At 54.8% G+C, this 25077-nt stretch carries 27 protein-coding genes; 5 read left to right on the top strand and 22 right to left on the bottom strand.

Going from position 1 to position 25077, the window contains the following annotated elements; genetic code table 11:
* Positions 1-41: 41 nt before the first annotated feature.
* The 14 genes from ACH5Y9_RS12110 to ACH5Y9_RS12045 form a co-directional block, all read right to left on the bottom strand.
* On the bottom strand, positions 42-1475 hold the full coding sequence (locus ACH5Y9_RS12110; RefSeq protein ID WP_445369801.1) for an aminotransferase-like domain-containing protein: 1434 nt from the start codon (positions 1473-1475) through the stop codon (positions 42-44).
* 107 nt (positions 1476-1582) lie between these two features.
* A complete protein-coding gene (locus ACH5Y9_RS12105) occupies positions 1583-2854 on the bottom strand; it encodes an MSMEG_0569 family flavin-dependent oxidoreductase (protein WP_445369800.1) in 1272 nt (423 codons plus the stop codon).
* A 124-nt stretch (positions 2855-2978) separates the two neighbouring features.
* Positions 2979-3266, bottom strand: coding sequence for an MSMEG_0570 family nitrogen starvation response protein (locus tag ACH5Y9_RS12100; protein WP_064042487.1), 288 nt, complete (start codon positions 3264-3266; stop codon positions 2979-2981).
* On the bottom strand, positions 3259-4434 hold the full coding sequence (locus tag ACH5Y9_RS12095; protein ID WP_445369799.1) for an MSMEG_0565 family glycosyltransferase: 1176 nt from the start codon (positions 4432-4434) through the stop codon (positions 3259-3261). Before ACH5Y9_RS12095 ends, ACH5Y9_RS12100 begins: the two co-directional genes overlap by 8 nt.
* Entirely contained in the window at positions 4431-5528 is a 1098-nt protein-coding gene (locus ACH5Y9_RS12090) for a sll0787 family AIR synthase-like protein (protein ID WP_445369798.1), read from the bottom strand. The genes ACH5Y9_RS12095 and ACH5Y9_RS12090 overlap by 4 nt, the downstream gene beginning before the upstream one ends.
* A complete protein-coding gene (locus ACH5Y9_RS12085) occupies positions 5525-6067 on the bottom strand; it encodes an MSMEG_0567/Sll0786 family nitrogen starvation N-acetyltransferase (protein ID WP_445369797.1) in 543 nt (180 codons plus the stop codon). The genes ACH5Y9_RS12090 and ACH5Y9_RS12085 overlap by 4 nt, the downstream gene beginning before the upstream one ends.
* A 1-nt stretch (position 6068) precedes the next feature.
* Complete coding sequence (locus ACH5Y9_RS12080; RefSeq protein ID WP_445369796.1) at positions 6069-7181, bottom strand: MSMEG_0568 family radical SAM protein; 1113 nt, start codon at positions 7179-7181, stop codon at positions 6069-6071.
* Positions 7159-8154, bottom strand: a complete 996-nt coding sequence (locus ACH5Y9_RS12075) for a Nit6803 family nitrilase (protein WP_171694872.1) — start codon at positions 8152-8154, stop codon at positions 7159-7161. The genes ACH5Y9_RS12080 and ACH5Y9_RS12075 overlap by 23 nt, the downstream gene beginning before the upstream one ends.
* 155 nt (positions 8155-8309) lie before the next feature.
* Entirely contained in the window at positions 8310-8792 is a 483-nt protein-coding gene (locus tag ACH5Y9_RS12070; protein WP_101051887.1) for an MSMEG_0572/Sll0783 family nitrogen starvation response protein, read from the bottom strand.
* Between the two features lie 358 nt (positions 8793-9150).
* A complete protein-coding gene (locus ACH5Y9_RS12065) occupies positions 9151-9675 on the bottom strand; it encodes a hypothetical protein (RefSeq protein WP_445369795.1) in 525 nt (174 codons plus the stop codon).
* A gap of 192 nt (positions 9676-9867) precedes the next feature.
* The gene (locus tag ACH5Y9_RS12060) at positions 9868-10899 is read right to left on the bottom strand and encodes a hypothetical protein (protein ID WP_445369794.1); all 1032 of its coding nucleotides are present in this window, start codon (positions 10897-10899) and stop codon (positions 9868-9870) included.
* Complete coding sequence (locus ACH5Y9_RS12055) at positions 10886-11920, bottom strand: IS630 family transposase (RefSeq protein ID WP_445366854.1); 1035 nt, start codon at positions 11918-11920, stop codon at positions 10886-10888. The genes ACH5Y9_RS12060 and ACH5Y9_RS12055 overlap by 14 nt, the downstream gene beginning before the upstream one ends.
* A gap of 25 nt (positions 11921-11945) precedes the next feature.
* A complete protein-coding gene (locus ACH5Y9_RS12050; RefSeq protein ID WP_445369793.1) occupies positions 11946-12467 on the bottom strand; it encodes a hypothetical protein in 522 nt (173 codons plus the stop codon).
* Positions 12467-14818 carry a TonB-dependent receptor gene (locus tag ACH5Y9_RS12045; RefSeq protein WP_445369792.1) on the bottom strand — a complete coding sequence of 784 codons (2352 nt, stop codon included), beginning with the start codon at positions 14816-14818 and terminating at the stop codon, positions 12467-12469. The genes ACH5Y9_RS12050 and ACH5Y9_RS12045 overlap by 1 nt, the downstream gene beginning before the upstream one ends.
* A 297-nt stretch (positions 14819-15115) precedes the next feature.
* On the opposite strand from ACH5Y9_RS12045, the gene ACH5Y9_RS12040 reads away from it, so the two are divergent.
* Together ACH5Y9_RS12040 and ACH5Y9_RS12035 are read left to right on the top strand one after the other, a co-directional pair.
* The gene (locus ACH5Y9_RS12040) at positions 15116-16510 is read left to right on the top strand and encodes an L-lactate MFS transporter (RefSeq protein ID WP_445369791.1); all 1395 of its coding nucleotides are present in this window, start codon (positions 15116-15118) and stop codon (positions 16508-16510) included.
* Positions 16511-16529: 19 nt separating this feature from the next.
* A complete protein-coding gene (locus tag ACH5Y9_RS12035) occupies positions 16530-16658 on the top strand; it encodes an MFS transporter small subunit (RefSeq protein WP_445369790.1) in 129 nt (42 codons plus the stop codon).
* Positions 16659-16661: 3 nt separating this feature from the next.
* Here the strand turns inward: ACH5Y9_RS12035 and ACH5Y9_RS12030 are convergent, their stop codons facing one another.
* Positions 16662-17831, bottom strand: coding sequence for a right-handed parallel beta-helix repeat-containing protein (locus ACH5Y9_RS12030; RefSeq protein WP_445369789.1), 1170 nt, complete (start codon positions 17829-17831; stop codon positions 16662-16664).
* Between the two features lie 207 nt (positions 17832-18038).
* Here ACH5Y9_RS12030 and ACH5Y9_RS12025 point away from each other — a divergent pair, with 207 nt between their 5' ends.
* Positions 18039-18395, top strand: a complete 357-nt coding sequence (locus ACH5Y9_RS12025) for a hypothetical protein (protein ID WP_101051892.1) — start codon at positions 18039-18041, stop codon at positions 18393-18395.
* A 30-nt stretch (positions 18396-18425) separates the two neighbouring features.
* On the opposite strand, the gene ACH5Y9_RS12020 is transcribed toward ACH5Y9_RS12025, so the two are convergent.
* Positions 18426-20456, bottom strand: a complete 2031-nt coding sequence (locus ACH5Y9_RS12020) for a methyl-accepting chemotaxis protein (RefSeq protein ID WP_445369788.1) — start codon at positions 20454-20456, stop codon at positions 18426-18428.
* A gap of 410 nt (positions 20457-20866) precedes the next feature.
* On the opposite strand from ACH5Y9_RS12020, the gene ACH5Y9_RS12015 reads away from it, so the two are divergent.
* Positions 20867-21262: a CBS domain-containing protein gene (locus tag ACH5Y9_RS12015; RefSeq protein ID WP_033156676.1), complete on the top strand. Its 396-nt coding sequence runs from the start codon at positions 20867-20869 to the stop codon at positions 21260-21262.
* A gap of 62 nt (positions 21263-21324) precedes the next feature.
* Here ACH5Y9_RS12015 and ACH5Y9_RS12010 read toward each other — a convergent pair whose 3' ends face one another.
* The 6 genes from ACH5Y9_RS12010 to greB form a co-directional block, all read right to left on the bottom strand.
* Positions 21325-21837 carry a hypothetical protein gene (locus tag ACH5Y9_RS12010; RefSeq protein WP_445369787.1) on the bottom strand — a complete coding sequence of 171 codons (513 nt, stop codon included), beginning with the start codon at positions 21835-21837 and terminating at the stop codon, positions 21325-21327.
* Positions 21838-22100: 263 nt separating this feature from the next.
* Positions 22101-22670, bottom strand: a complete 570-nt coding sequence (locus ACH5Y9_RS12005) for a hypothetical protein (protein ID WP_445369786.1) — start codon at positions 22668-22670, stop codon at positions 22101-22103.
* 311 nt (positions 22671-22981) lie between these two features.
* Positions 22982-23428, bottom strand: coding sequence for a D-aminoacyl-tRNA deacylase (gene dtd / locus ACH5Y9_RS12000; protein WP_033156673.1), 447 nt, complete (start codon positions 23426-23428; stop codon positions 22982-22984).
* Complete coding sequence (locus tag ACH5Y9_RS11995) at positions 23425-23835, bottom strand: gamma-glutamylcyclotransferase family protein (RefSeq protein WP_033156672.1); 411 nt, start codon at positions 23833-23835, stop codon at positions 23425-23427. The genes dtd and ACH5Y9_RS11995 overlap by 4 nt, the downstream gene beginning before the upstream one ends.
* On the bottom strand, positions 23832-23996 hold the full coding sequence (locus ACH5Y9_RS11990; protein ID WP_205453983.1) for a hypothetical protein: 165 nt from the start codon (positions 23994-23996) through the stop codon (positions 23832-23834). Before ACH5Y9_RS11990 ends, ACH5Y9_RS11995 begins: the two co-directional genes overlap by 4 nt.
* Before the next feature lies 1 nt (position 23997).
* Complete coding sequence (gene greB, locus ACH5Y9_RS11985; protein ID WP_415878591.1) at positions 23998-24489, bottom strand: transcription elongation factor GreB; 492 nt, start codon at positions 24487-24489, stop codon at positions 23998-24000.
* A 57-nt stretch (positions 24490-24546) separates the two neighbouring features.
* Here greB and ACH5Y9_RS11980 point away from each other — a divergent pair, with 57 nt between their 5' ends.
* Complete coding sequence (locus tag ACH5Y9_RS11980; RefSeq protein WP_445369785.1) at positions 24547-25023, top strand: FKBP-type peptidyl-prolyl cis-trans isomerase; 477 nt, start codon at positions 24547-24549, stop codon at positions 25021-25023.
* The last annotated feature ends 54 nt before the right edge of the window (positions 25024-25077 follow it).

Here is a 25077-nt window from a genome sequence, read left to right as displayed (position 1 = left end):
TAGCTAAGACAACTATACCCACGTTATCAAATTAACAGCAGTCACTGGGGATTTTCTGTCAGCAAATCCCCGGCAATATCGCCCAACTTCTTCAACGCTTTTTCTACCCTGTCGTTCCAAGGCACGGCGCAACTCAAGCGAATGAAATTGCCGTATTTCTTTTGCGTGGCCGAGAATAAGGGGCCGGGAGCGATGATGATATTTTCCTGGCTGGCCCGGCGGTGCAGTGCCATGGCATCGACGCCGGCCGGCAGTTCCACCCACAAGGCAAAGCCGCCTTCGGGCTGGGTTACTCGCGTGCCTTCCGGGAATAACAGGCTAACCGCGTTCACCGCCAACGCCACGTTGCGGGCATAGTCCTGACGCACATGCCGCAGGTAGCGGTCGTAACCGCCTTGTTCCAGCATCTGCGCGACGATCAACTGATTCAAGGTCGGCACGGCCTGGTGTTTCATGTATTTCAGGTTTTCCACCCGCGCCATATAGCGGCCCGGCACCAGCCAGCCCACGCGCAAGCCTGGCGACAGGGTCTTGGCGAAGGAGTTGCAATACAACACCTGGCCGTTTCGACTCCAGGCTTTGCAAACCGAAGGCCGCCGCAATCCAAAGCCCAGGTCGCCGTAAACATCATCCTCGACCAGAGGAATCTGATGTCGTTCCAGCAAGGCCACCAAGGCTTGCTTGCGCTCGTCGCTCATGCACGAACCCAGAGGATTGTTGTAATTGGAGACAAGCAAACAGGCTTTGATCGGCCATTGCTCGATGGCCATTTGCAGCGCATCCAACGACAAGCCGTCGCGCGGATGCGTAGGGATTTCCAGCGCTTCCATGCCGCAGGATTCGATGACTTGCAATAAGCCGTAAAAGGTGGGCGATTCGATGGCAATCAAGTCGCCGGGTTCGCAAATCGCCATTAACGCCAACCTGACCGCTTCGCGCGCACCGTGAGTAACCACAATGTCGTCCGGGCTGTCGGCGCATTGCAATTCCACCATGCGCTTAGCGATTTGCCGGCGTAGTTCCTGACTACCCAGCAATTCGTCGGCGTCGAAACAGCGTTTGCCAAAGCTGCGCGCCACCTTGCCGGTCGCTTGTTGCAGCGCATGAGTGGGCAGGAAATCGGCATGCGGTACCGACGAACCCAGGTTGATCTGATATGGGTCCTTGGCGGCGCGGAGGATTTGCCGGGTCAGCGACTGACCGGTGACCTTGGCGGGCGTGACCGGCGCATCGGAAATGTCCGGCTCCACAATCGCCTGTCGGCGAAAGCCGCTGACATAGTAACCGGAACGCAGGCGCGCCTGAATCCTGCCGCTGTCTTCCAGCAGGCGATAGGCTTCCAGTGCGGTTGAGATGCTGACATGCAATTGCTGACTCAACTTCCTGACGCCGGGCAGTTTTTCGCCCGGCTTGTAAACACCCTGTTCGATATGCGCAATCACCGTATCCGCGACGGTTTCGTATAAGTGTTTCATGTGTTTATCCAGGTTAAGCTATGCGTCTGCGCCGAGCATTCGCTGGTTTTGGTTGGATCAGGAAGCCGTATTATAAAGCCAACTCTAAGCCTGCCTTTAGCCAACGATTAAAGCTCAACCACTGTCTTAACCGCCAATTTGCTCTGAATCACATCCGCCAAATACTCAGCATCGTCGGCAATCCCCAGGAACCGTCCGGAACCCCAAGTATGCAACCAGGGCAAGCCGATAAAATACAGACCGTCCACGTTGCTGACTCCACGATCGTATTGCGGGAAGCCGCGGCCATCGAATGCCGGCAGCTCTATCCAGCGATAGTTCGGTCTAAAACCAATGGCCCAGATGATGCTGGTGATGTTTTCGGCGTCGGCGTCGATGCGGGTGGGATCGAACTCGGGTTCCCATACTTTGCGGAACGGCGGTTCTACCGGAGCATCGATATTATGCTCGGCGATGTAACGGTCGATGTCATTGCGGATGTTGACGTAGATTTCGTCGGCATCGTCCAGGTTTTTGGTCAAATCCGGTAAAAACTCCAATAAGCTGCCGTCGATATTGGCCATGCTGCCGTAAAGTTTCACGCCTTCCAAGGCAAACTGACGCAAATCGATTTCGTGGCCGCCGCCGCGCCCGGTCAAATAGTGATTGGTTTTATGCTTGGCTTCGTCGCCCAGGGGATGGCGGTCTATGGTCAATTGATAAAAGCCCAGGTCAAACAACCATTCCGTGGTTTCGCGGCCGCGATACATGCGCGGCGAACGCGGGGCGCTACCAACGGCCAGATGTACCTTGCGACCAGCCAGATGCAAGTCTTCCATTAACTGCACGCCGGATTGGCCGGTGCCCACCACCAGCACTTCACCTTCCGGCAGTTGCTCGGGGTTACGGTAATTGACCGAATGAATCTGGGTGATATGTTTAGGCAGGCTGTGGGCATAGTCGGGCACGATGGGAATGTCGTAGCCGCCGGTTGCGACGACCAGATGGTAGGCGCTGTATTCGCCGCCGGTGGTGGAGACATACAGCAAGCCTTTGTCGCCGCGGCAAACCTTGGTGACGGTAACGCCTTCCATGATCGGCGGATTGACCTTGCGGCGGAAGGCTTCGACGTATTCGACGATTTCGTCCTTCAGCATGAAACCCTTGGGATCGTTGCCGGGGTACGGAAAATCCGGCAATTGGCATTGCCAGTTGGGCGTGACCAGGCAGAAGCTGTCCCAGCGCTCGTTGCGCCAGGAATGGCCGACGCGGTGTTTCTCGAAAATCATGTGATCCACGCCGAGTTTTTGCAGGTGGTAGCTGACCGACAAGCCGGCCTGACCACCGCCGACGATGATGGTGTCATAGTGCAAACTGGTGGTTTCGCGTTTTTCTTTCATAGCGTCCTCTTTTATTTGTGGTGTTGTGTTTCGGGTAGGGTGGATAAGCGCAGCGCATCCAACTAACAAATTTTTCCGCCGGTGGATGCGCCATGCTTATCCACCCTACAGTGGTCGACTGGGGTTACTCGATGAACTCGACCACCGTGACTGTCGGATTTTCGTCGCCCCAAAACCGGACCGCGGTGGCTTCGATGTCGGCCAACTGGCTCATCGCGCTGGAGCAGGTGTAACCGTATTTCTGCCGCACCCGTTCGCTGGCGATGTTCAAGGCTTCGCGGCTGCGAGCGACGAAGTCGTCCAAGGCATAGCTTTGGCCGGGTTCCAGGAAATCCTTGATTACCAGCGACGGCGAATAACACAGGCTTTCGCTGTGGTCCGGCCACAGGACTTTGAAGCGCATTTCAGGCATAGACGGTTTCTCCGGTATTGATCAGTGAGCGGTAAAGGGTCAGGTGGCTGCGTGCCGAGTGCTGCCAGCAGTATTCATCGCTTAGCCGCCGGGCGATGGCCGGCAGGCGTTCCTTGGGGAAGGCTTCAATAGCCGCCATCATCGCTTTGGCAATCGAAGTGCTGTCTTCCGGATCGGTCCAGACGCAGTCGTCGAATTTCAGGTATTCGGTGAACGGCGGCCGGGCCGAGACCACGGCCGGCGTGCCGGAAACAATCGCTTCCAGTACCACCAGGCCGAAGCCTTCGTTCAGCGACGGAAACACCAGCGCGTCGGCCAAGCGGAACAAGGCCGGCATGTCGGCGTCCGGTAACGGTCCGGTCATCACCAAGGGCTGGCCGGGGCCGTCCTCGATGCCGCTGGCGGCGACCGCCGCAGCGAAGCGTTGCCGGTATTCGCCATGGTCCAGCAGGCTGGCGCCGCCGACGATGATTAGCTGAGCCTCGGGGCGTTGTTTCAGCACGTCCAGAAATGCCTCGAAGATACGCAAGGTGTTCTTTCTGGCCTCGACGCCGCCAACCGCCAGAAACAGCGGGCCGCCGCGGGTCAAACCCAAGCATAAGCGCAGCGCTGCGTCGTTCGCGCCCGGCGTGGGTGTGTAACGCGCGGCATCGATGCCGTTGTTGACCGGCAATGCGGCGATGCCGTAATCGCCGAGCAAGCGCTCTTGCCAGTCGCGGCTGACGCACAACACGCGCCCGGCGGCTTGAAACGACCGATTCTGCCACTCGGTCAGCCAGATGTCGTCGAAACGGTCCAAGTGATGCACGGTGCGGACGAAATCATTGATGACGCCGCGCTCTTTCAAGTTAGCCATCGCGCAGCCGCTGATGGCGTCCTGGGCGTGGTAAATGTCGTAAGTTTCCAAGTCGGCGTGGGCGAAATAATCGGCATAGGCCTGGATGCGTTGGCCGACGGTTGCCACCCAATCGCCGGCCACAGCCAACAGCGGGATCAATACTGTCTTGCAGCGCACCGGCCGGTAGAAGTCTTTGCCGGCTTCGGCCGGCGCGATCAAGGTCACGTCGTGGCCCAAGTCGTGCAGCGCTTCTGCCAATTGCAGGGCATGGACCACGCCGCCGCGCGGATTGACGGAATGGGTCAGCATGGCGATTTTGAGTGTTGTCATAGGGTTATCTCCCTCACCCCATCCCCTCTCCCTGAGGGAGAGGGGCTTTCAGTTATGGTTGGGCCGCAGCCGGTCAAGGGCTGTTCGTGCAAGTCCCAGAGCAGTTGTTGTTCATCGCCACGGGCGAGGCGTAACTGGCGGCTGGAGTCGGTTGTGCCTATCGCTGCGCATGCAATGCCGCGTTGGCTGAACAGTTCGATAACCGCATCGCTGTCGCCTGTGTCGACGCTCTGTACGAAGCCGAAGCTCGGAAAACAACGCAGCCAGCGTTCCAGCTCCATACCTTCGGGGCGAGGTATTGCTTCGAGATCGATTACGCCGCCGAGGTCGGAACATTCCAGCAACATCAACAGCGTGCCGACGATGCCGGCATTGCTGATGTCCTTGGCGGCAGCGCACAAACCGGTTTCGGCCAGGGTCGGCAGAATTTCCAAGTCTTGGCGCAGGCGTTCCGGCGGCGCGCCGGTGCTGGCGTCCCACCACAAATGAGGCTCGCGCAAGTGGCCGCGTAAATCGATGGCTGCCAGCAGCTGTTGTCCCGGTTTGGCGGCGAAACTGCTGAGTAGTTTCTTGGCACGGCCCAGAATCGCCACCGATAATTGCGGGCGGTCATTACGCAAGTTGCTATGGCCGCCAACCACCGGTACGCCGTAAACTTGCGAGGCGGTTGCCATGCCTTCCAGTATCGGCTTGGCTTGGCCAGCGCCGTCGCTCCAGATCGCATCGACCACCGCGATCGGCCGGCCGCCCATCGCGTAAATATCGCTGACGTTGACCATCACTCCGCAGTAGCCGGCAAACCAGGGTTGGCTGGCGACGAAGTCGTTCAAATAGCCTTCGCTTGCCAGCAACAGAAAGCCGTCGCCGTCGGGGATGGCCGCGCAGTCGTCGCCGACCCGTACATCGTTCCCACGCTCCGCGTTGGAATGCATGCTGAACCGCTCCGCAGTTCGGGACGCTGGAGCGTCCGGGGCGGGGTTCCCACGCTGAGCGTGGGAACCATAGAGTCTTCCCACCACCTCGGCGATGTCGCGCTTATGCGCCAGCCCCAAGCCTTGTTGGATGCTCTTGGTCAATTCAGTCAATGAACTCATGCCGCGATCCGGCTGGTCGTTACAAAGCCGATGGCGCCGTCGGCATAAGGCGGATACCAAGCCAGGTCCGCTTGCATCAGATAATGCGGCCGCCCGTGCACCGAAATTTCCTGCAACGATTTCCAGTGCAGCCGACGGAACAGCAATTGGTTGCGGCTTTGCACCTGCGCCAGAAAGCGGGTGCAACCCTGGGCGTGAGCGCTGGTTACCGCCAGTTTGATCAAGGCCGCGCCGAGACTGCCTTGTTTGCGATAGTCGTGATTCACCGCCAATCTCGATCCCCACCACACGCCGGGTTGTTCCTGATGAATACGCACAGTGCCGACAACGCGATCCGGCAGGCCGGCGACGCAGGCGATGGCGACGATGGGGGTGGCGATGTGGTCGATGTCGTCCAGATCGTCGCCGGCGAAAATACCTTGTTCTTCACAGAACACGGCCTGGCGTAACGCCAGCATTTGTTTGCGTTCCCAATCTTCGGTGACGAATTTGATCAGGTAAGCGTTGGCAAAAAACGGTTTAAAGTTGGTTGTCCACATCTCACACCTCATAACTGGCCAGTGCCGAGCAGGCGGCGCATTTGGCGCAACCGGCTTTCATGTTTTGGGACAGCAGGTTCGCCTGCTTCAGCATCGCCCCCAGTTGCGGCAGGATTTTCGCCATAAAGGCCGGCGTCGGTGCCGGATGGTTTTGCAAGGGTGTGCCGTTGATCGGCACGAACGGCACCACGAAGGGGTAAACGCCCTTGGCGATCAACTGCTCGGAGACTGACAGAATCGCTTCCGGCGTATCACCCAAGCCAGCCAGGATATAGGTGCTCACCTGGCCGCGGCCGAATACCGCCACCGCGGCATCGAAAGCATCCATGTAACGTTCCATGGAAACACCCGCCTTGCCGGGCATGATGCGGGCGCGCACGGCCGTTGTCACGGCCTCCAGATGCATGCCCAAACTATCAATGCCACAAGCCTTCATGCGTTCGAACCAGATGTCGTCGTCCGGCGGCTCGCATTGGCCTTGAATCGGCAGATCGACGGCGGCCTTGACGGCCTGAGCGCTTTCGCAGAGGATGGCCGCGCCCCGGTCGCTGAGATTCGGCGTGCCGGTGGTCATCACCATGTGCTTGACGCCGTCCAGCTCGACGGCGGCCTTGGCGACCTCGGCCAGTTGCTTAGGCGTCTTGCGCAAAATGGTGTTGCCAGCTGCCAGCGATTGGCCGATGGCGCAAAACTGGCACGCGGTCTTGCGGTTGCCGTAGCGGATGCAGGATTGCAGCAGCGTGGTCGCCAACACGTCGGACGAATGCAGCGTGGCGATCTGCGAGTAGGCAATGCCATCCGCGGTTTTCAATCCGTAAAAGCGCGGCTGGCGCGGAAATTCGATATGGCTGACCACGATGCCTTCGCGGCGAATTTCGCTGATGCCGTGCCGGTCCGGCTTACCGGCGACGAAGGGCGAGTTGCAGGCCGAGGCGGTGGCGATTGGGATCATCACCGTCCGTCCGCCCAGATTGACGGCCTTGTGATCGGAAGGCCCGGCACCGCCACGGCGGCTGGTTACGCCAACATCGCTGTCTTCCAGGCGTAAGCCTAAGGATTGCAGATCGGCGATCAGCTCTGCCACGCCGACTTTAGTGTGTGTTGATAGCGTCATCGTGGTCGCTCTCTTGGATGGGTTGAGACGAAACGGCTGGCAGGTCGCTGAACATCGGTGCCGCCGGCCTGTAGTCGATGCGCAAACTAAGTAGTTCAGGCCGGGCGTAATGGCCGACCGAATCCATCATTCGTTTACGTTTGGTGATTAAATTCATATCCAGATCGGCGATCAGCATGCCTTCGCCTTCCCGTAACGGTTCGACGACGTGCTGGCCTTCCGGCGAAATGATGGCGGTACAGCAACCGCCGCGTACGGCTTTTTGCAGGCCAGGGTCGGTGGTCACTGAGTCAATTTGCTCGTCACTAAGCCAGCCTGTGGCGTTAACGACAAAGCAGCCCGATTCCAATGCGTGATGGCGTATCGTCACTTCAATTTGCTCGGCAAAAATAGGCCCAACCAGGGAGCCCGGAAACTGGCTGCAATGGATTTGTTCGTGCTGGGCCATCAAGGCATAGCGGGCCAGCGGATTGTAATGTTCCCAACAGGCCAGCGCGCCGATGCGGCCGATGCCGGTTTCTACGACTTTTAAGCCCGATGCATCGCCCTGGCCCCAGATCATGCGCTCGTGATAGGTCGGCGTGATCTTGCGGCGTTTCAGCGCCAGGCGGCCGGTTTCATCGAAAATCAGTTGCGTGTTATATAAGCTGCCGTGGTCACGCTCGTTGATGCCCAACACCACCACAATGCCATGCGCCTTGGCTTGCGCCGCGACCGCGTCGGTAATCGGGCCAGGTACCGTCGGCGCGTAATCGTAAAGCTTCAAGTGTTCTCGGCCCTGGGTGACCGGCGGCATCACGAAGGAAAAGTAGGGGTAATAAGGCACGAAGGTTTCCGGGAACACCACGATTTGTGCGCCTTTCGCGGCGGCGTCGCTGATGGCTTGGCAAACCTTGTCGCCGGTGGCGGTGGCGGATTCGAACACCGGCGCAATCTGTACCGCCGCCGCTCTGACGATGTTGGGATTGGTCACTTTTTTCTCCTGTGGATGATCAACAAGCTCAAAACGTAGGTTGGGCTGAATGCAATGAAGCCCAACAATTTGATTTTGTTGGGTTACGCTACGCTAACCCAACCTACATTTTGGTTTTTACGACGCCCTCTCGATGAAGGGTTCGGCGTTACGGTTTATAAAGTCCAGGTATCCAGGATGAAGGCGTTGTCGCGCTGGTGCAGTAACACGATGTCTAACACATCTAGTGGGCTGATCGGACGGATGCCCGGCAACAGGCTGGGTTCGCCATGACCATACAGGGCTTGCAAGGCAAAGCGGCAGGCATAGACTTTGCCGCCTTCTTCGATGAATTTGGCAAGCTGATTGGCGTAGTTTTGATGGCCGGGAAATGATTCGTCACCCAGGCGCGGAAAACCGCGTTGCAAACCCAATGTCACGCCCGGACCATATAGCAGGATGGAGGTTTCGAAGCCTTTGCGTTGCAAACGGGTGGCTTGCAGCAGATTGACGAAGCCGATCGATCCTTCAAAGGCGACGGTATGGAATTTGACCAAGGCTTTCTGGCCTGGCTCGGCTTTGACGTCTTCAAATACTTTTTCTTCGAAATCGACAAAACAATCGCCTTTTTGATGTGCCGGTGCGGTGACTGCGGGCATGAAGTTCTCCTGGATGTTAGTAAAAAATGCCCTGTATCGGCGGGATGGATACAGGGACGTATTTCTGGCCGCCAGCGTTGCCTGGTCGACGGTGAATACTTTACTAAGCTAGGAAAAAGCCAAACAGATTCAGTTTATTGCCTAATTTTTAAGTACAGATTTAGTGAAATGAAATCTGTATGGCTTGAAAAAGCGCATAACTGTTATGGTGGCATTTCGCCAAATCATTCAATTTGCGAGCGAGCCAATCAACTCAGATCATATTTTTAGATCGCAAACACCGGATCGTGCTGTCTACTTGGAAATGCCGCCAGGGGCAGCGGCGCGAAGCCTGTCACTTTGCTGTTCTGCGCAAATATCAGTTAGCTGACGGCTGAAGCGCCGGATTGCCGGTTCTCTTCGCGGTAAACTCAACAGGCACGTGCGTCGAATAACCGCCTTCAGTTTGCATCACAAATTTAATTTCATCGCCGGCCATTTTGCCTTGATACCGATGGATAGCCTGTTGTGTGGGACCTGATCCCAGCGATTCCGGGGTTTTGGTGATAAAACGCAAGATGCCTCCGGCGATCTCGCCTTCTAAAATGCCGTTTGGGCTGCCGGTAAATGTAGCGCTGCCATATAGCTGCGTATCGCTACCGGCGAAATCGAATCGCTCTTGATAATTAGCGTTCGGCCAGTCATAGCTGACTTGGGCTTGCCATAATCCGTTGATTGCCGGCCGCTGTTCTGCGCCGCTTAACAGATCTATTAGATTCCGGGTGGCGTTGGTAAACGTCGAAAGGCCAATAACCAGCGTGCTGACTGCAATCAACAATGACAGCAGCGGGTTGTTTCTAATCCGGGTATTGATTCTGTCCAAGCGGGTTCTTGAGTCGTTCATGGTTTTAGTATCCGTAGCATTTTGGCGTTTTGGTAGAAGGGGACTACCCGGCGAGGTTAAACGTGCCGACAGAATAAGCGTTTTGGCTGACGTTTTCTAACGGTTATCGACTAAGCCGATCAGGCTTGGGGAGCGCTGATAAGGGATGGGTGGCTCCCGCCTGCTTGGAAGCATCGGTGTTCGTGGGTTGGCTTAATGAATAGCCAGCTTGCGCTTCGCACGCCGCCAGCCGATGACGATGCCGCTTGCGCTAATCAACAAGCCGCCGGTGCTGAATACTATCAACACAATATCCCAGACAGGCCGATTGTTCAGTAAAGGCAGCCAGTCCCAACTGTGTAAAAAGGCAAATAGCCAGCGGCTGACGCGCCTACCGGCATCGAGTTTGCTGAAGTGACCGGTGTAGGGGTCGAGATGCAGCCAGGTGCTGTCGGCGTCGGCAAATTCCAAACGCAGGATAGGCAAACGTTTGTCGATGTGCCCGGTCATGGTATGCGCGGCGCGGCTGTAGTAGTAAAAGTCGTATTCGTTTAACACGCTTTGCCTGGCAATTTTATTCGGAGCCATGAGCCGTTCGGCTGCAGTTTGCAGGGCAGGCCACTCGAATGTCTCGAAAACCCGGCTATCAGTCTGTGCCGTCTGGATACGGCTGTGGCCCTGACCATCAAAAGCAATGTAAAAACCTTGGCCGTTCAGTACGCGCCATTCGATTTCCCGCGGCTGAAACCCGGTATTTTGAAAACGCGCCAAGGCTTCCGCTGCGGGCAAGGGGAAATACTGCGGCGAAATGTCTCCGCCCATGTAGGTCTGGAGCTTGGGTTTGGCGGCCGTGGAGTCGAATATTTTCCACGGATTCATCGAAAATAAACCGCTGAGTATCCAAGTGAAGGCGATTACGCCAAAACCCAATCCCAGTAGGTGATGCCACCGCATCCAGGCCTCGCGGTATGGGGTTTTTGTGCCATGTTTGTAACGGCCCTGAAAACGCCAGCGCAGTATGCCGACGATTAGACCAAGCAAACTTAATATCGAACCGGCCAGCGCGGTGTAAATGACAATGTCCGCCGCGTAACGATCCAAAGCACCGCCGCGAAACGGATATAGCCAATGAATCCAAGCCCCCAGCCAGTTCCAGATGCGTTCACGGCGATTGGCATCGCGTACCACTTCGCCGGTAGTGTTGGAAATACTGCTCATAAAGAAAGTATTGTCACTCGCCAGCATATTGACATTCTGGGTGTCTGAAAAAAGATTTCACGACATCCGGGAGTTTCTGTAAGCGATGCATGGCCGATTGAACGAGTTTCTTTAATTCGATTTTATTTTCCGGCATCTGCTTGGCGACGCGCGGTTTGATATAGCCCCAAACCTGTTCATCCGGATTGAGTTGTGGCGCGTACGGTGGCAGAAAAACCAACTGCAACCGGCCTTGCTGTTGCTCCACAAACGTTTTAACGCTCTTAGCCTTGTGAATCGGATGGCCGTCGACGACCAAGATAATCGGCTGTTCGGCACCGCGTAGCAGACGTTTCAGGAATTCGATAAACACCTCGGCGGTGACGTTGCCTTCTTGCACCATGAAGCGAAAATCGCCTCGTGCGCTGACCGCAGAGATCAGATTCAAACCGTATCGTCGCCCAGTGGTCTTCACGGTCGGCGTCCGACCGACCGGCGCCCAAGTAGTACCGGCATGAAAGTCAGAACGCACGCCGGCTTCATCGGCAAAATAAATCACCGCCCCCGTGCGTTTCGCCTCAGCCTGCAATGCTGGAAACTCGTCGGCCTGCCACTTTTCCACCAAGACCGGGTCCTGCTGCCAAGCCCGATACAAGGGCTTTTGCGGGGTAAACCCCAGCAAGCGCATGATTCGTCCCACACTCGGCGCGGTCAGGCGTTTGCCAAACTGGCGATAGATGACTTCCCCGATTAGCGACAAGGTCCACAAGCCAAATTCCAACTTCATTTGCCAGGGGGTTTTGTCCCGCACGGTCTCGGCGATCCAGCGCATTTCGTCGGGCGTCACCAGCGGTGGGCGTCCGGTAATCTTTTTGGCCAGCAGCGCATTTTGACCGCCCGTTGCAAAGTCGGACAACCAACGAAACACCGTGCGAATGTTGACGCCCATCGCTGCCGCCACGCTCGCCACAGTCTGCCCATTTTTCACCGCTTTGACCGCCTGCTGCCGCATCACTTGCAGAGTATGGTGATCAATTTCTCGGCCGTCTGAATCTCGTTTACATTTCATGGGGATATTATCCCATGAATATGACTTAACTTATTTTAAGAGCAGTATAAAGCAGCGTGGCTTGCTCGTCGGCCATTTGCACGCGGTGCAGCGGCCGATGTTCGTCCAGCGCTTTGGAATGCGTCCAGGCGTCTTCGTCGATGCGATCCAGATAATAGCCGTCAGCCGTCGCCAGAAAGCTGTCTGCTGACGCCAAAGCCTGGGCCGGCGTCACCTGATCGACACGGTTCCCGGTTTCGGCATCCACGGCGATTTGGGTTTTGCCGTAAGCAAATACATAACGCGGCGCGCCGGCCACGCTGGTCAAGCGCACGCTATCGGGACTTTTGGCTTGAGCACTAGCTGCGAGTGCTTGTGCAAGGTTGATGCGGCAGCGCTCAGCCGCCAAGCCAGGCAAGGCGCTCAGCTTTTCCTGTGGTGTCAGTTTGGGGTAGCCGACATACATCATCACGACGCCGGATACGAACCACATGGCCATGAAACAGCACAAGGCTATACCCAGCCAACGGTGAACCAGATATAGATTGCGCTTGAGCCCGTTGAGCATTAAAAGTCTACTTTCAATTCCATCATGAAGGTACGCGGTGCGGCGACGAAAAATAACGGGGCGTTACCGCCGCTACCCCATTCGACGTATTGTTCGTCGGACAGGTTTTTAACCCGCGCGGTGACCGTGGCTTTTGGATTAAATTTCCAGGACAGTTGGGTATCGAATACCGCATAAGCCGGGGTTTTGATCAAGTTGGCGGTATCGACGAAACGGTCGCCGACGTAGCGCGAGCCGAAATTCCATTGCCAATCGGCATCGAAATCCCAGGTCAGCCAGGCATTAGCCACCCATTTGGCGACATTGGCCGGCCGATTGCCTTTTCTTGACACCGTGCTGGTACCGACGGTTTCCAGGAATTTGTCGTACTGGGCATCGACGTAGGCCATGTTGCCTTGCACGCTCCATTCGTCGGTGAGTTGTACCCCGATATTGGCCTCTACACCGCCAGAGGATTGTGCGCCAATCGGTAACTGCCGATTTCGGTCCGTCGGATCGGTTATCGATAGATTTTTCCGTTCGATGTAATAACCCGCCAAGGTTGCCGAGCCTTTGCCCTCCCAAAAATCGAATTTGGTACCTACCTCCGCTTGCCGGCCGGTGGTGAGATCGAAGTCTTGCAGCGCGGCGAAGGTGCCGGTGGTCAAAATGCCGGACGGCGGATCGGCTGCGGTGCTGTATTGGGCATAAACGTTAAAGGTGGAGGTAATGTCGTACATCAATGCCGCCCGCCAGGTCACTGCGGTCCAGCGCCGGCCGAAGGCGGCGGGGTTGGTGGCGGTCGGTGGTACGAAGGAAGTACGCAAGTTTTTCGAATCCAGGCGAATGTCGTCCACCCGCACGCCCGTGATCAAATTTAGATCGGGGACCAGGGTCAGGCGGTTTTCGGCATAGCCGGCGACGGTGTAGAGTTCGTTGCGGGCGTTGGAGATTGGCCCGGTGGCAAGTGGGTTGTCGTAGTAGGTGCCGGTGCTGAAATTGTATGGGTTAACGATACTGACGGTGCCTGTCGAGCTTTCCATGCTGGGTGCGCGGGTTTGCTTGTTGTAGGCAATGTCGACCCCGGCCGAAATTTTCGAAGGCAGGCTGAACCAATTACTGCTATGCACGATTTCGAATCGGTTGCCGACCAAAGCCTGATCGTGATTTACCGCAAACGATTTATTGCGGGTAATCAGCGTATTAGTGCTGTTCCAGTCGTAACCTTCTACGTTTAAATACTGGCGATCCGCTTTGTAATAGTAAAAGGTGTTTTTGAATTGGGTGTTATCGGACAGTTGATAGTCGACAATGTCGCGTAACCAAAACACCTGCTGATCAAATACCGAACCACTGGCGTTATAGTTTTTAAAGCGGGTGCCGGGGTCTATTTGGCCTTCGGTGGGCCCTAAACCGGCGGTACCCCAGGGGACTATTCTACCGTTGACGACCGGATTCAGCACCAGCGTGCCCCAGTAAGAATCGCGGTCTTCCATCTGATGCTCGAAGGCGATGGTGTGCGACAGTTTGGACGTAATGTCGCTTAACAAGGAAAACGACATCACGCCGGAATCGGCTTCCGTGTGGTCGATATAGCCTTCGGAACCCAAATAGCTGATGTCGGCTTGCAGCCAATTATCGGTATTACCCAGTTGGCCGTTGAAACCGTAGGAAGCTCGGCGATTTAAGTATTCACCCAGCGAAACTAAGCCGTGATGTTCGTCCGGGCCGCGGTGGGCGATTTTGCTGACATAGTTGACCGAGCCGCCTACTGCGCCTTGGCCGTATAAAAATGTAGACGGTCCACCCAAGACTTCGACGCGATCAGTGAGCCAACTGTCGATGGGGCGGGCGGCCACGACATCATATTGCACGGTGATGCCGTTGAACAGCTGCGTGATTTGCGAACCGGTGAAACCCCGCATCGAAACCGAGCCCGCCGAGCCGGGTTGCGACGATACGAGTATGCCTGGGGCTTTTTCCAAGGCTTCCTGCGTAGTCTGCGCGCCGCGCTTTTCGAAGGTCGCCCTATCAATAATCGTGATCGATGCCGGCGTTTCGCGAGGTGTCAGGCCCAGGCGGTTGCCGGTAGCGGCTTCGGTATCCAGTTGCGGTTTTTGGTTGGGTGGATTAAAGGGAGCCGTTCCCGCTACGGTGACTGTATCCAGCGTAGTGGCGGTGTCGCTGGTTTGGCTTTGGTTGGAGGTTTTGGCGATTTTGGTTTTGCTGGTTGTCTCGCTGGTTTTTAGATCCTCGGTCGGCGATGACTCGGCGGCGTGTGCGATGCCGTGCAGCGAAAACAGCAAGGCGGCGACGCCTGCTATTTGGCCGGTTTGGGCAACTGGAAAATCCTGTAACTTGGTTTTTTTCATTGTTTTTATCAGGTATTTAGAAGTTAGAAGGCTTTTGGGTGGCAGCAATTAGTGTGCCGGGAACGGAAGTCCCAACACGGCGGGTGTTGCAGGGCATAAGGGCTGAGTTTTTTAATTAATCTATGTTAGATAAATGGACGGTTTCGCGGTATATGGCTTGTTTCGCCGGCTTGGTACTGGTTTAGGTCCGCGGATATTGGACTTAAAGCCTGCCGGCCGGCAATGCTAAAATGCCGCATGGGCCGGCGCTACGGTAAAACGCCACTATCGAAAATTTAGTTAAACAATGGATCAAGTATGTCGGGATTTTTTTCCAAACAACATAGCGTCGCGCAGCCCGGCTATAGCCGTTGGTTGGTGCCGCCGGCCGCTTTATCGGTGCATCTGTGCATCGGCCAAGCCTATGCGTTCAGTGTATTCAACGATCCATTGACTCGGGTCATAGGCATCGGTACCTCCGCGCCGGAGGATTGGAAGCTGACGACGCTGGGCTGGATCTTCAGTCTGGCGATAGTGTTTTTAGGGTTATCGGCGGCGTTCGGCGGTAAATGGCTGGAAAAAGTCGGACCAAGGTTGACGATGTTCGTCGCGGCTTGCTGTTTTGGCGGTGGTTTTTTAATCTCCGCACTGGGCGTGCACCTGCATGAAATTTGGCTGATTTATCTGGGTTACGGGGTGATTGGCGGTATCGGTTTGGGTTTGGGCTATGTGTCGCCGGTATCTACGTTGATCAAATGGTTTCCGGATCGCCGCGGTATGGCGACCGGTATGGCTATCATGGGTTTCGGCGGCGGAGCGATGATAGGCGCGCCCTTGTCGGTGTTGCTGATGGACCAGTTCAAATCGGCGGAATCGGTTGGCGTGGTGCAAACATTTTTGGTGATGGGAGGCCTGTATTTTTGTTCGATGATGATAGGCGCCTTGACTATCCGCATCCCGCCGCCTGATTGGCAACCCGCGGGCTGGACGCCGCCGCTGGTGCAAAACAAAATGATCACCGATAAGCATGTACATATCGACCAAGCTTTAAAAACACCGCAATTTTATTTGCTGTGGCTGGTGTTGTGCTTGAATGTGACGGCCGGCATTGGTGTGCTGGGGCAAGCTTCGGTGATGATACAGGAGATGTTTAAAGGCTCGGTAACCCCGGCCTCGGCGGCCGGGTTCGTCGGTTTGTTGAGTTTGTTCAATATGGGTGGGCGGTTTTTCTGGTCCTCTGCTTCGGATTATCTCGGCCGTAAAAATACTTATTTTATTTTCTTCGTCGTTGGGGCATGTTTGTACGCGACCATTCCAAGCATGGGCATGGCCGGCAACATGGCGCTGTTCGTGTTGTTGTACGCTTTGATCATGAGCATGTATGGCGGCGGGTTTTCGACGATTCCTGCTTATCTGGCGGACATTTTCGGCACCCGTTTTGTCGGCGGCATCCATGGCCGGCTGCTGACCGCCTGGTCAACCGCCGGCGTCTTGGGGCCGGTATTGGTGAATTACATCCGCGAATATCAAATAGGCCAGGGCGTGGCTAAGGCCGATGCCTACAACGTGACCATGTACATCATGGCCGGACTCTTGGTAGTGGGCTTTATTGCTAATCTATCGATCCGGCCGGTGCATGAGAAACATCATATGAAACACGGCGATTTCGACGAGCTGGACGGTATTTATCCGGCTGACGAAGCCGAACATTAAGTAAGACGGGGCACTTTTTATGAATAACTTCGAATCAAGTAAATCTTCCAGTCCCTGGCTGTTGGCGGTCTTCTGGCTTTATGTGCTGATCCCGCTGAGTTGGGGCGTGTGGTCTACGTTGAAAAAGGCCTTGGCTCTGTTCGGCTAAGGTTTAATCGGGTTGTTGGGCGATATATTCGTAGGCACCCACATCAAGCGGCCCATGTTGCCCGCGTTTATCGCTGCCGCGCGGGTGACGGTAAACAAGTTGCGGATTCAGTAGCATCCCGTGGGCGGCGAATCCGGGGGCGACGCCTTGATCGATTGCCGGCGCATCGGGTTTCAGGCGGTAATCGTAATTTGCCGGATCACGTAACACGTTGGCCGTGGTCTTGAGGTCGTGGTTTTCCTGGTTGGGGCCAATGATTGCGGTGGCTTCGCCTATCAACAGATTGTTGATTAACATCGCCGTGGCAATACTGTGATTATGCAGAAACGAGCCGCCGGGGTAATCGTTGACGAAAGTGTTGTTCACCAGATATAGCTGTTGATTCGGCTGGGTTTGGTTGTGTTCGGCGGCAAACGCCAGCATTGCGGCATTTTCGGTGTTGGTACCTTGATGAAACAGATTGCCAATCAAGTAGCCGGCACCGCCATCCGGTAAATCCACCAAATAGCTAGAACCGTCACGCTCGTCGGTGATGCGATTGTAAAGAACATAATTTTCCCGGGCCCGCGATTTGACGTTATGGCCGGTGCTGGCATCGTGCACATAAGAATTTTGCAGGGTAAAACGGCGGATATTGCCAATGTAGATGTTATGGCCAAGTTTACCGTAGCGCGGATAATCGACGGTATTGTCGTTAAACTCCGAGTTTTCGATCAAGATGTCGCTGTCAGGGTTAACGCCGGTCAAGATGCCCATTTGGTTGTGATGAAAATGGCAGTTTCTCAGCGTCAGATGAGTACCTTCAAAGCGGATGCCGGCACCGTTCAGCGCCGGCGCGGTGGCCCCGGAAAGTTCGATATTCTCAACGACCGTGTCGTTGCCTTTTAGCACCCAAATCGCTTTGCCTTCCGCTGAATTGCCAAGCGCATCCAGGTGGGCGCCACCCGCCAGGCCGCGGATGGTCAGACGCTGCTGCGGCCAACTGGCTACGTCGCCCTGATATAGCCCGGCATCAATGCTGATGATATCGCCGTCTTTGGCCAGACTTGCAGCAGCGCTGGGCAGTTTAAGCGCGCGCCGCGGGCCGACTTGCCATTCGGTGCCGTGCGCTGGAAAGGCCAGCAGCCAACTCACCACACTGATCAAACCCCGCGAAAATATCAAGTGATGCATCCCGGCTCCTGGTGTGGGCACCTGTAAAATTCACTAATCCCAAGCGCTATGTTCTGTCTGATCGGCAGCGCCTTACAAAGGCGTCGGACTGAACTTGCAATATTTAAAGTAATACTTGGGCCAGATAAGAGTATTATCCTGTCATCAGGCATATTTGCCAGACCTACGACTTGATTATAAGAATAGCGAGACGCTACTGGAGGAACTATGGCTTCACTTGACATGCAAGGGGCTTACGATTTGAGCAATGCCAAAATCAACGAGTTAATCACCGAAAGCGCTGAAGGTAATTATGCCTTGGGCATTATTAATCAAAAAACCAATAAGTTTGTCGTCAAATACGTCGGCCGTTCGGAAACCGACCTAAACGCCCGCTTGAAGCAACATGTCGGCAGGTATCCCAAATTTAAGTTTAGCTATGCCGCATCGCCCAAGGCCGCATTCGAAAAAGTCTGCCAAAACTATCATGATTTCGGCGGCTCGAAAAAACTGCTGAATCACGTGCATCCGACGCGGCCAGCGGATGTGGATTGGAAATGTCCATGCTGCAACGAATTCGATTGAATTTTTGCGCTAAGTATTTCCAAGCCGTGGTTAATAGGTTGCGGAGTGATTGAAAAAGGCAAAACAGGCTTTTAAGCTCTGCGCGGTTTCCGGCGGCATGAACTCGTTGAATTTAACCCCGTAGTGGTGCTCGCCGTCGACACGCTTGTGCCACACGATGCTACACATCAGTTCAAGCGGTAGTTGCGATTCATATTGCTGAATATTGTCATAAGGAATACGCAATTGAATAGCAATCGAGCTGTTTAGCGGGCAGGGCAGTTCCACAGGCAGACGCAAACAGGCACCGGACATGCTGAAATCAGCAGTGACGCCGTCGAGAACCAAGTCGGCGATTTCGACATGGGCCAGCAAGTATTGGCTGCTGCGCGGAAATTTGCGGTTCTCGTTGGCGGCGGGAGTCGCCGTCCACTGCGCATCGAAGCTAAAGTGTTCCAGCATAGTGCGCATTTTTTCGGTCACCACGTAAAGGTCGTCGCTGATGGTCCGGGTGATGTGCACTTTGGATTCGTTCTGCCCCAGCGCGTCGAATAAAGCTGATACCCGGGTCTGCAATTGGTTGACGTTTTCCAGTTGATATTTGGACACCTGGGATATTTGCTGCGCCGTACCCGCATTTTCTGCTATCTGACCTACAATCTCGTTGATGACTACACTGGTGGTTTCGGCTTTTTCCATGCCCTGTTTGGTGGTCTGGATGATGGAGCCCATCGCCAGAGTATTTTCTTCGATGATTTTGGTTAATTCGCCAATAATGCTGGCAATTTCGGCGGTAGCGCCGGAAGCGTTTTGCGCTAGTTTCCGCACTTCATCGGCTACCACCGCAAAACCTCTGCCGTATTCGCCGGCTCTGGCGGCTTCGATGGCCGCGTTTAAGGCCAGTAGATTGGTTTGCTCGGTGATGTTGCGGATGGTGGTGGTAATATCCTGAATTTGCCGATTAGCTTGGCGCAGCGCCACGGTTTTAGCTTCCGCGTTTTCCACTTCCTTCACAACCCTGCGCATTTCATCAAGATTTTCGTTAACGGCGACAATGCCTTTATGTGCCGTGTTTTGCGTTTGCTGGGTGCGGTGGCGAATCTCAACGGAAAAGCGTTCGACTTCTTCGGTGGTGCTACGTAATTGTTCGGTAGCGGTTTTTACCTCGGATGATCTGGCTTGTTCCGAGCGGTTGGCATTGGAAATACCGCCGGAAATATTGGATATTTGGTAGGAAGACTGGCCGATTTGCTTGCTAACCGCATTGATCTCGCGCATATGGCTGGTCAGTTCCTGGCCCATGAGCTTCATGGTCGCCAATAGGCTGTTGGTATCGTTTTTCTCAGTGGCGACTTTGATGTCTAATTGGCCCTTGGCGATGCTACCGGCAATTTTTGACGCATAGCTGGGTTCGCCGCCCAACACGCTAAATAATTTTCGCGTCAGCCAGATATTGGCGGTGACTATCAAAAGCAAAGCCAGACCGGCAACCGTGGCGCTGACCGTAAACATCTGGCTTTGCATCTGATTTTGCTGCTGTGAGGCGGCGTTGGCTTGCTGTTCCACGCTGCCGGCAAGCTGATTGAGTTTGTCGGCCAGAATTTCCGAAGCCGCGTCGAAGCCATTTTCCGGCGCTTTCATGATCAGGTTGCCGGCTTCACGGCCTTGCTGAAAATAGGCGTTAGCCATGCGTTCGCCGGTGGCATAAAGCTCTGTCACGGCGTTATCGGCGTCCTTAATCGCCGGGTTCATGTCCGGCATCATCACCAGTAAACTCGTCAGTTCCGCGTGAGCGGCATTTTTTTCCGCCAAGGCGTCGCTGTAATCGTCTTCGCCTACCGCTGATGCATCGGTGAGAAATTGCTGGATTTGTACGACGTGATAGCGAACATTTTTAAATGCCAGCGTCGCGTTTGTCAGACGCTGTTTTTCGGCTTCCGCTGTTTCCAGTTTGCCGTGGCTAAGCCACACAAACATATTGCCGACTATCAGCAATAAAGCCACCGAGGCGGTCAGTACGGTCAACAGTTTGCGTAAGGAAAAATCCTGGGGTGCGGACTGATTACTATGGCGATCAAGCATAAGCGGTATCCATTTTCAGCAGAAACGTCAATGTGCGGTTTCACAAGTTTAGACTGATACGCGAGTTGCATAGGCATTTTGCAACTTACAAAGCCCGCCGTTGAATGTCGTCGTATCCGCACGGCCGGGAACGCAAATCTCAACGGTCTGGCAGAAAATTCTTACATTACTGAATATGGCCGTTACAAGGAGTTGGTGGGTGGAGGGCAGCGTTAACCCGTTAGCCCGGAATGGGTGGCCGACGCCGAAATCAACCGGTATTTCGGTGGCTGCTGCTTTGGAATAATAAAGCTAGCTAGTGTGGGGAATTTTTATAATAATCGCATAGGACAGAAGTCAGCTGGCCGCCGAACCGGTCGGTCCCGAGGCTGTCCAAGCGTAGAATAAAAAATAATAACAGGAGGTACACCATGCTAGCCAAAATAGCTGTAGTCGATTACATGTCGACCAAAATCGTTACCGTTACCCCCGATACCGAAATTTCTCAGGCTGTTAAGATTTTGCTGGACCACAAAGTAACCAGCGTGCCGGTTGTGGACCAACACGGTAAGTTAGTGGGGATATTTTCCGAAAAAGACGGCATGAAGGTGTTTGTCGAATCCGCTTACAACCAAAGCATGGCTGGAAAAGTAGGCGAGTTCATGAGCAAAGACCCGCAATTTGTCAGTGCCGATGCCAGTCTGGTGGATGTCGCCAGCAAATTTCAGGAATCGCCGACCAGGAGTTTCCCGGTTTTTCAAAACGATCAGTTTGTCGGCATGATTAGCCGCGTTGATGTATTAAGAGCACTGTTGGCCATTCGCTAGATGTTTTAGTTCAAGAGTAGACCGCCATTCCCCTGGGATGGTGGTCTGCCCCTTGTCCCGTCTTATTGCCGCACGCCTGCCGACACGTAGGTACCCATGATGGTATCGGTGCAGGTTGCGGTAATCTTCGCGCCGTTCGGCGTTACCGTGCCGGTGCAATTGCCCTTCGAAACCCAGCCGTTTTGGTACTGCGCGGTGTAATCGTAAGTCAGGGTTTGCCCGATCAGATTACCGCTGCCTTTTGATGTATAGCCCACGCCTTGCGCCAACATCCCCCAGCCCTGGAATTCAAAACTGTCGCTCAGTTGGTTGATGTGGGTGCCGCCTGCGGTCGGTGCGGCGGGGTTATACCAGTCGCCGCTGATGTTGATGACTGGCGCAGGCTCCACTACTGCCGGTTTTGCGGGGGCAATCGGCGGAGAAATTGCCGTCACGGTTTGCTGAGTCGGCGGCGATTCGGCGGTCTTTTGTTGTCCAGTCAATTTATCCCAGTTAGAGATGATAGCGACGCTGATCGAACCGATGACACCAATGATCGCTGCAGCGATAGCGGGATTTTGATTGGATTCGGCCATAAGTTCCTCTGTTGCTGAATAAAAATGTCCGGCCGCCTGGCGTGGCACAGATTGAGAATTTAGCGCAGATGTAAACGATTCGGCAATCTAAAAGATGCGCTGGTCGGCTACAGAATAAATGGGAGAGAGTTAAGAGGCTGGATCTAGCCGAGTGAAGAAGGGCGGTAGGGGGCTTTTCGGGCGGGCTGGACTGGTTTGATCGGGCCCTCACTGCGGGTGATGAAGTGACCGCAGTGAGGCCCAATCGGATCTGAGGTTACAGATTATTTATCGCATTTATGCGCGGAGCCGCAGCAATCGGCCATGTCGCCGCCGTGCTTTTTGCAATGATCCGCACTGCAATCATGGGCTGCGCCGCCTTGATGATGGGCACAATGGTGGCTGCTGCAATTGGCGGCAGCGGCGGCTTCGTGATGGGCACAATGCTCGGCACCGCATTGGTGGGCGCTGGCATGGGCATCTTGCGCGCAATGTTGGGCGCAGACTTTATCCTTAGCACCTGGGTGATCGGCGCAATGTTTCGCGCAATCGTGTTCGGCTGCAGCTTTGTCGGCACAATGTTTCAGGCAAGCTTTGCCTTTTTTACCTTTGTGTTTGGCGCAATGCTCGACGCAGTTATGTGCTACGGCATCGGCTTTATGTTTAGCACAATGTTCCGGAGACATGGCGGGTGCCGCCGCTGGCGCGGGGACAGCAGTTTCAGCCGGTGCAGCGGTTACAGGTGTCACGACCGCAGGCTCAGCAGTTGCTTCGACCGGTTTTGCGGATTCGCAGCCTGTCAGGGTCAGCAAAGCCGGCAAGGTTAAGGCGATTAGCAAATGTTGAATTTTCATAAGTATTTCTCTGTGGGTGATAAAGGAGGCGCAATTGTAGGGGTAAGGTGCACGTTAGGCAAATAAAATTGTGTTATTTAACACAGAATAATTTATTGGCGAGTGCGCCTTTGACAGTCATTGCCAAGCCGTTTCTCAATTTCCTTGGGTTTGTCACGCCCGCGAAGGCGGGAGCCGTTAAATTTTACGGCGAATCCACTCTAGCGGCTGAGCTTGCGCCTTTGCGGGAGCGATAATATTTAAGGGCGGGTTGGTAATTCGACTGGGTGGTCGGACAGGCAGTGATTCCCGAATCCAAACGGTATGCAAAATTACTTTTCCAGACAACGTAAGGTAAAAGTCACCGGGCCGTCGTTGATCAACGCTACTTTCATGTCGGCGCCGAATTCGCCGAACTGGCTGCTTGGGTAAATCTCCAGCGCGCGCTTTTGCAAATACGCGAATAATTCCCGGCCCATTGCCGGCGGCGCGGCCGAGGCAAAACTGGGCCGGTTGCCGGTATCGGTGTTGGCCGCCAAGGTAAATTGCGGTACCAGCAGCAGGCCGCCTTGAATATCGCGCAGACTCAGATTCATTTTGTCGTCCGCGTCCGCAAAGATGCGGTAATTCAAAATCCGCTCCAGCAAGCGGTCCGCTTGCTTGGGGGTGTCGGCTTTCTCGACAGCCACCAGCGCCATAATGCCGGTGCCGATCACGCCGATGTCGTTGCAGTTGACCGTGACTTTGGCTTGAGTCACGCGCTGGATAATGCTGATCATGTTTTGTCCTTGAGATGATGAAGATAGTCGCCGCTTAAGATCCGCTGCAAACCGGTCGTCGGACGGTTGTATAGGTAGGTCCAAGCGCAAACGCTTTGTCCGTCGGGCAGGTTTACTAAAAGTTGGCGGCGGATGTATTCATGCGGCTGCGGAAAATGCGTGGCGCATTCTTCGTAAATATCCAATACAGACAGTGTGTGTTCGGGGGTGCCAAGTAAGTACAGTTCGCCTTTGATCTGCGTTGTGCCGCGGGTTACGGCGCCTGGATAATTATCGATTTCATACAAATCGCCGTGCATAAACGCAGGGCCTATGTAATCGCAATCGTCTAGAAATGGGTGTTGAGTTTGATCGTCCGGGTTTCTGCGCAGCGTACCGTAGACAAACAGGTATTGCGCGCAGCTCATGAATAGATCTGATCGACCAATGCCTTGAACCAGCGTGGGCGGAACGCGATAACATACAGCAGCGTCAAACCCATCAGCGGAAAGGGGCCGATTTCGACAACGGTCAGCAGCATAATGATTACGAACCACTTGAACCGGGTAAAGGCGGCTTGCGTACTCATCTCAATAACGTATAGCGGTAATGTAATACCGCGTTTCCTGCTCGGCATGGCGGATTGTCACTTCGTCGTCCAGCATCTTCTTCAATAAGGCTTTTGCTAAAGGCGAGTCCAGGCTGATCAAACCACCCGTAGTATCGATTTCGTCGGCACCGACGATGCGGTAGGTGATTTCCTCTCCGTCCATCGTTTCTAACGTCACCCAGGCACCGAAAAATACCTGATCGCGATTGCTCGGCTTCTCGGACACGACAGTCAACGACGGCAAGCGCTTTTGCAGATAATGAATACGCCGGTCGATTTCTCGTAGTTCTTTTTTGCGGTAGATGTATTCCGCGTTCTCGGAACGATCACCTTCTGCAGCGGCGGCGGACAAGGCGATGGTCACGTGCTTGCGCCGTTCCCAGAGCTGTTTCAACTCGGTTTCCAGGCTGCGATAGCCTTCGGCGGTGATGTACGGTGAAGATTTGGGGCGGGGCGGTCGCCAGCGTGACATGTTTTTTCGGGGAAAAGGTTATATGATGTCGGCTTTTTTCATCCAGCGAAGATGCATATGCAAATCACAGACAAAACGGCTGTTTCCATCCATTATACCTTAACCAACCAAGACGGGGAGCAGCTGGACAGTTCCAGAGGCGAAGAGCCCTTGTTGTATTTGCATGGCGCGGGCAACATCATTGCGGGTCTGGAAGCCGCTTTAAACGGCAAACAAGCCGGTGATAAATTCAACGTCACCATCGCCGCCGATCAAGCCTACGGCGAAGTCTCCGAAGAAATGATTCAAGTCGTTTCCAAGAAAATGTTCGACGGGATGGATATTGAAATCGGTATGCAGTTTCACGCCGATGTCAGCCATGGTCCGGGCATCATTACCATCGTGGAGATCGACGGCGACGATATTACCATCGACGGCAACCATCCATTGGCCGGTGAAGATTTGACGTTTGACGTGGAAGTCATGGATGTCAGACCGGCCACAGCCGACGAAGTGGCTCACGGCCATATCCACGGTTCAGGTTGCCATCACTAACCGTCGTTTTCCAACATCAGACCGGTAAGCGATAAACGCGCGGCTTTTATCGCT

It is taken from the genome of Methylomonas sp. BW4-1 (assembly GCF_052474385.1).
This window is presented reverse-complemented; position numbering and strand designations above follow the sequence as displayed.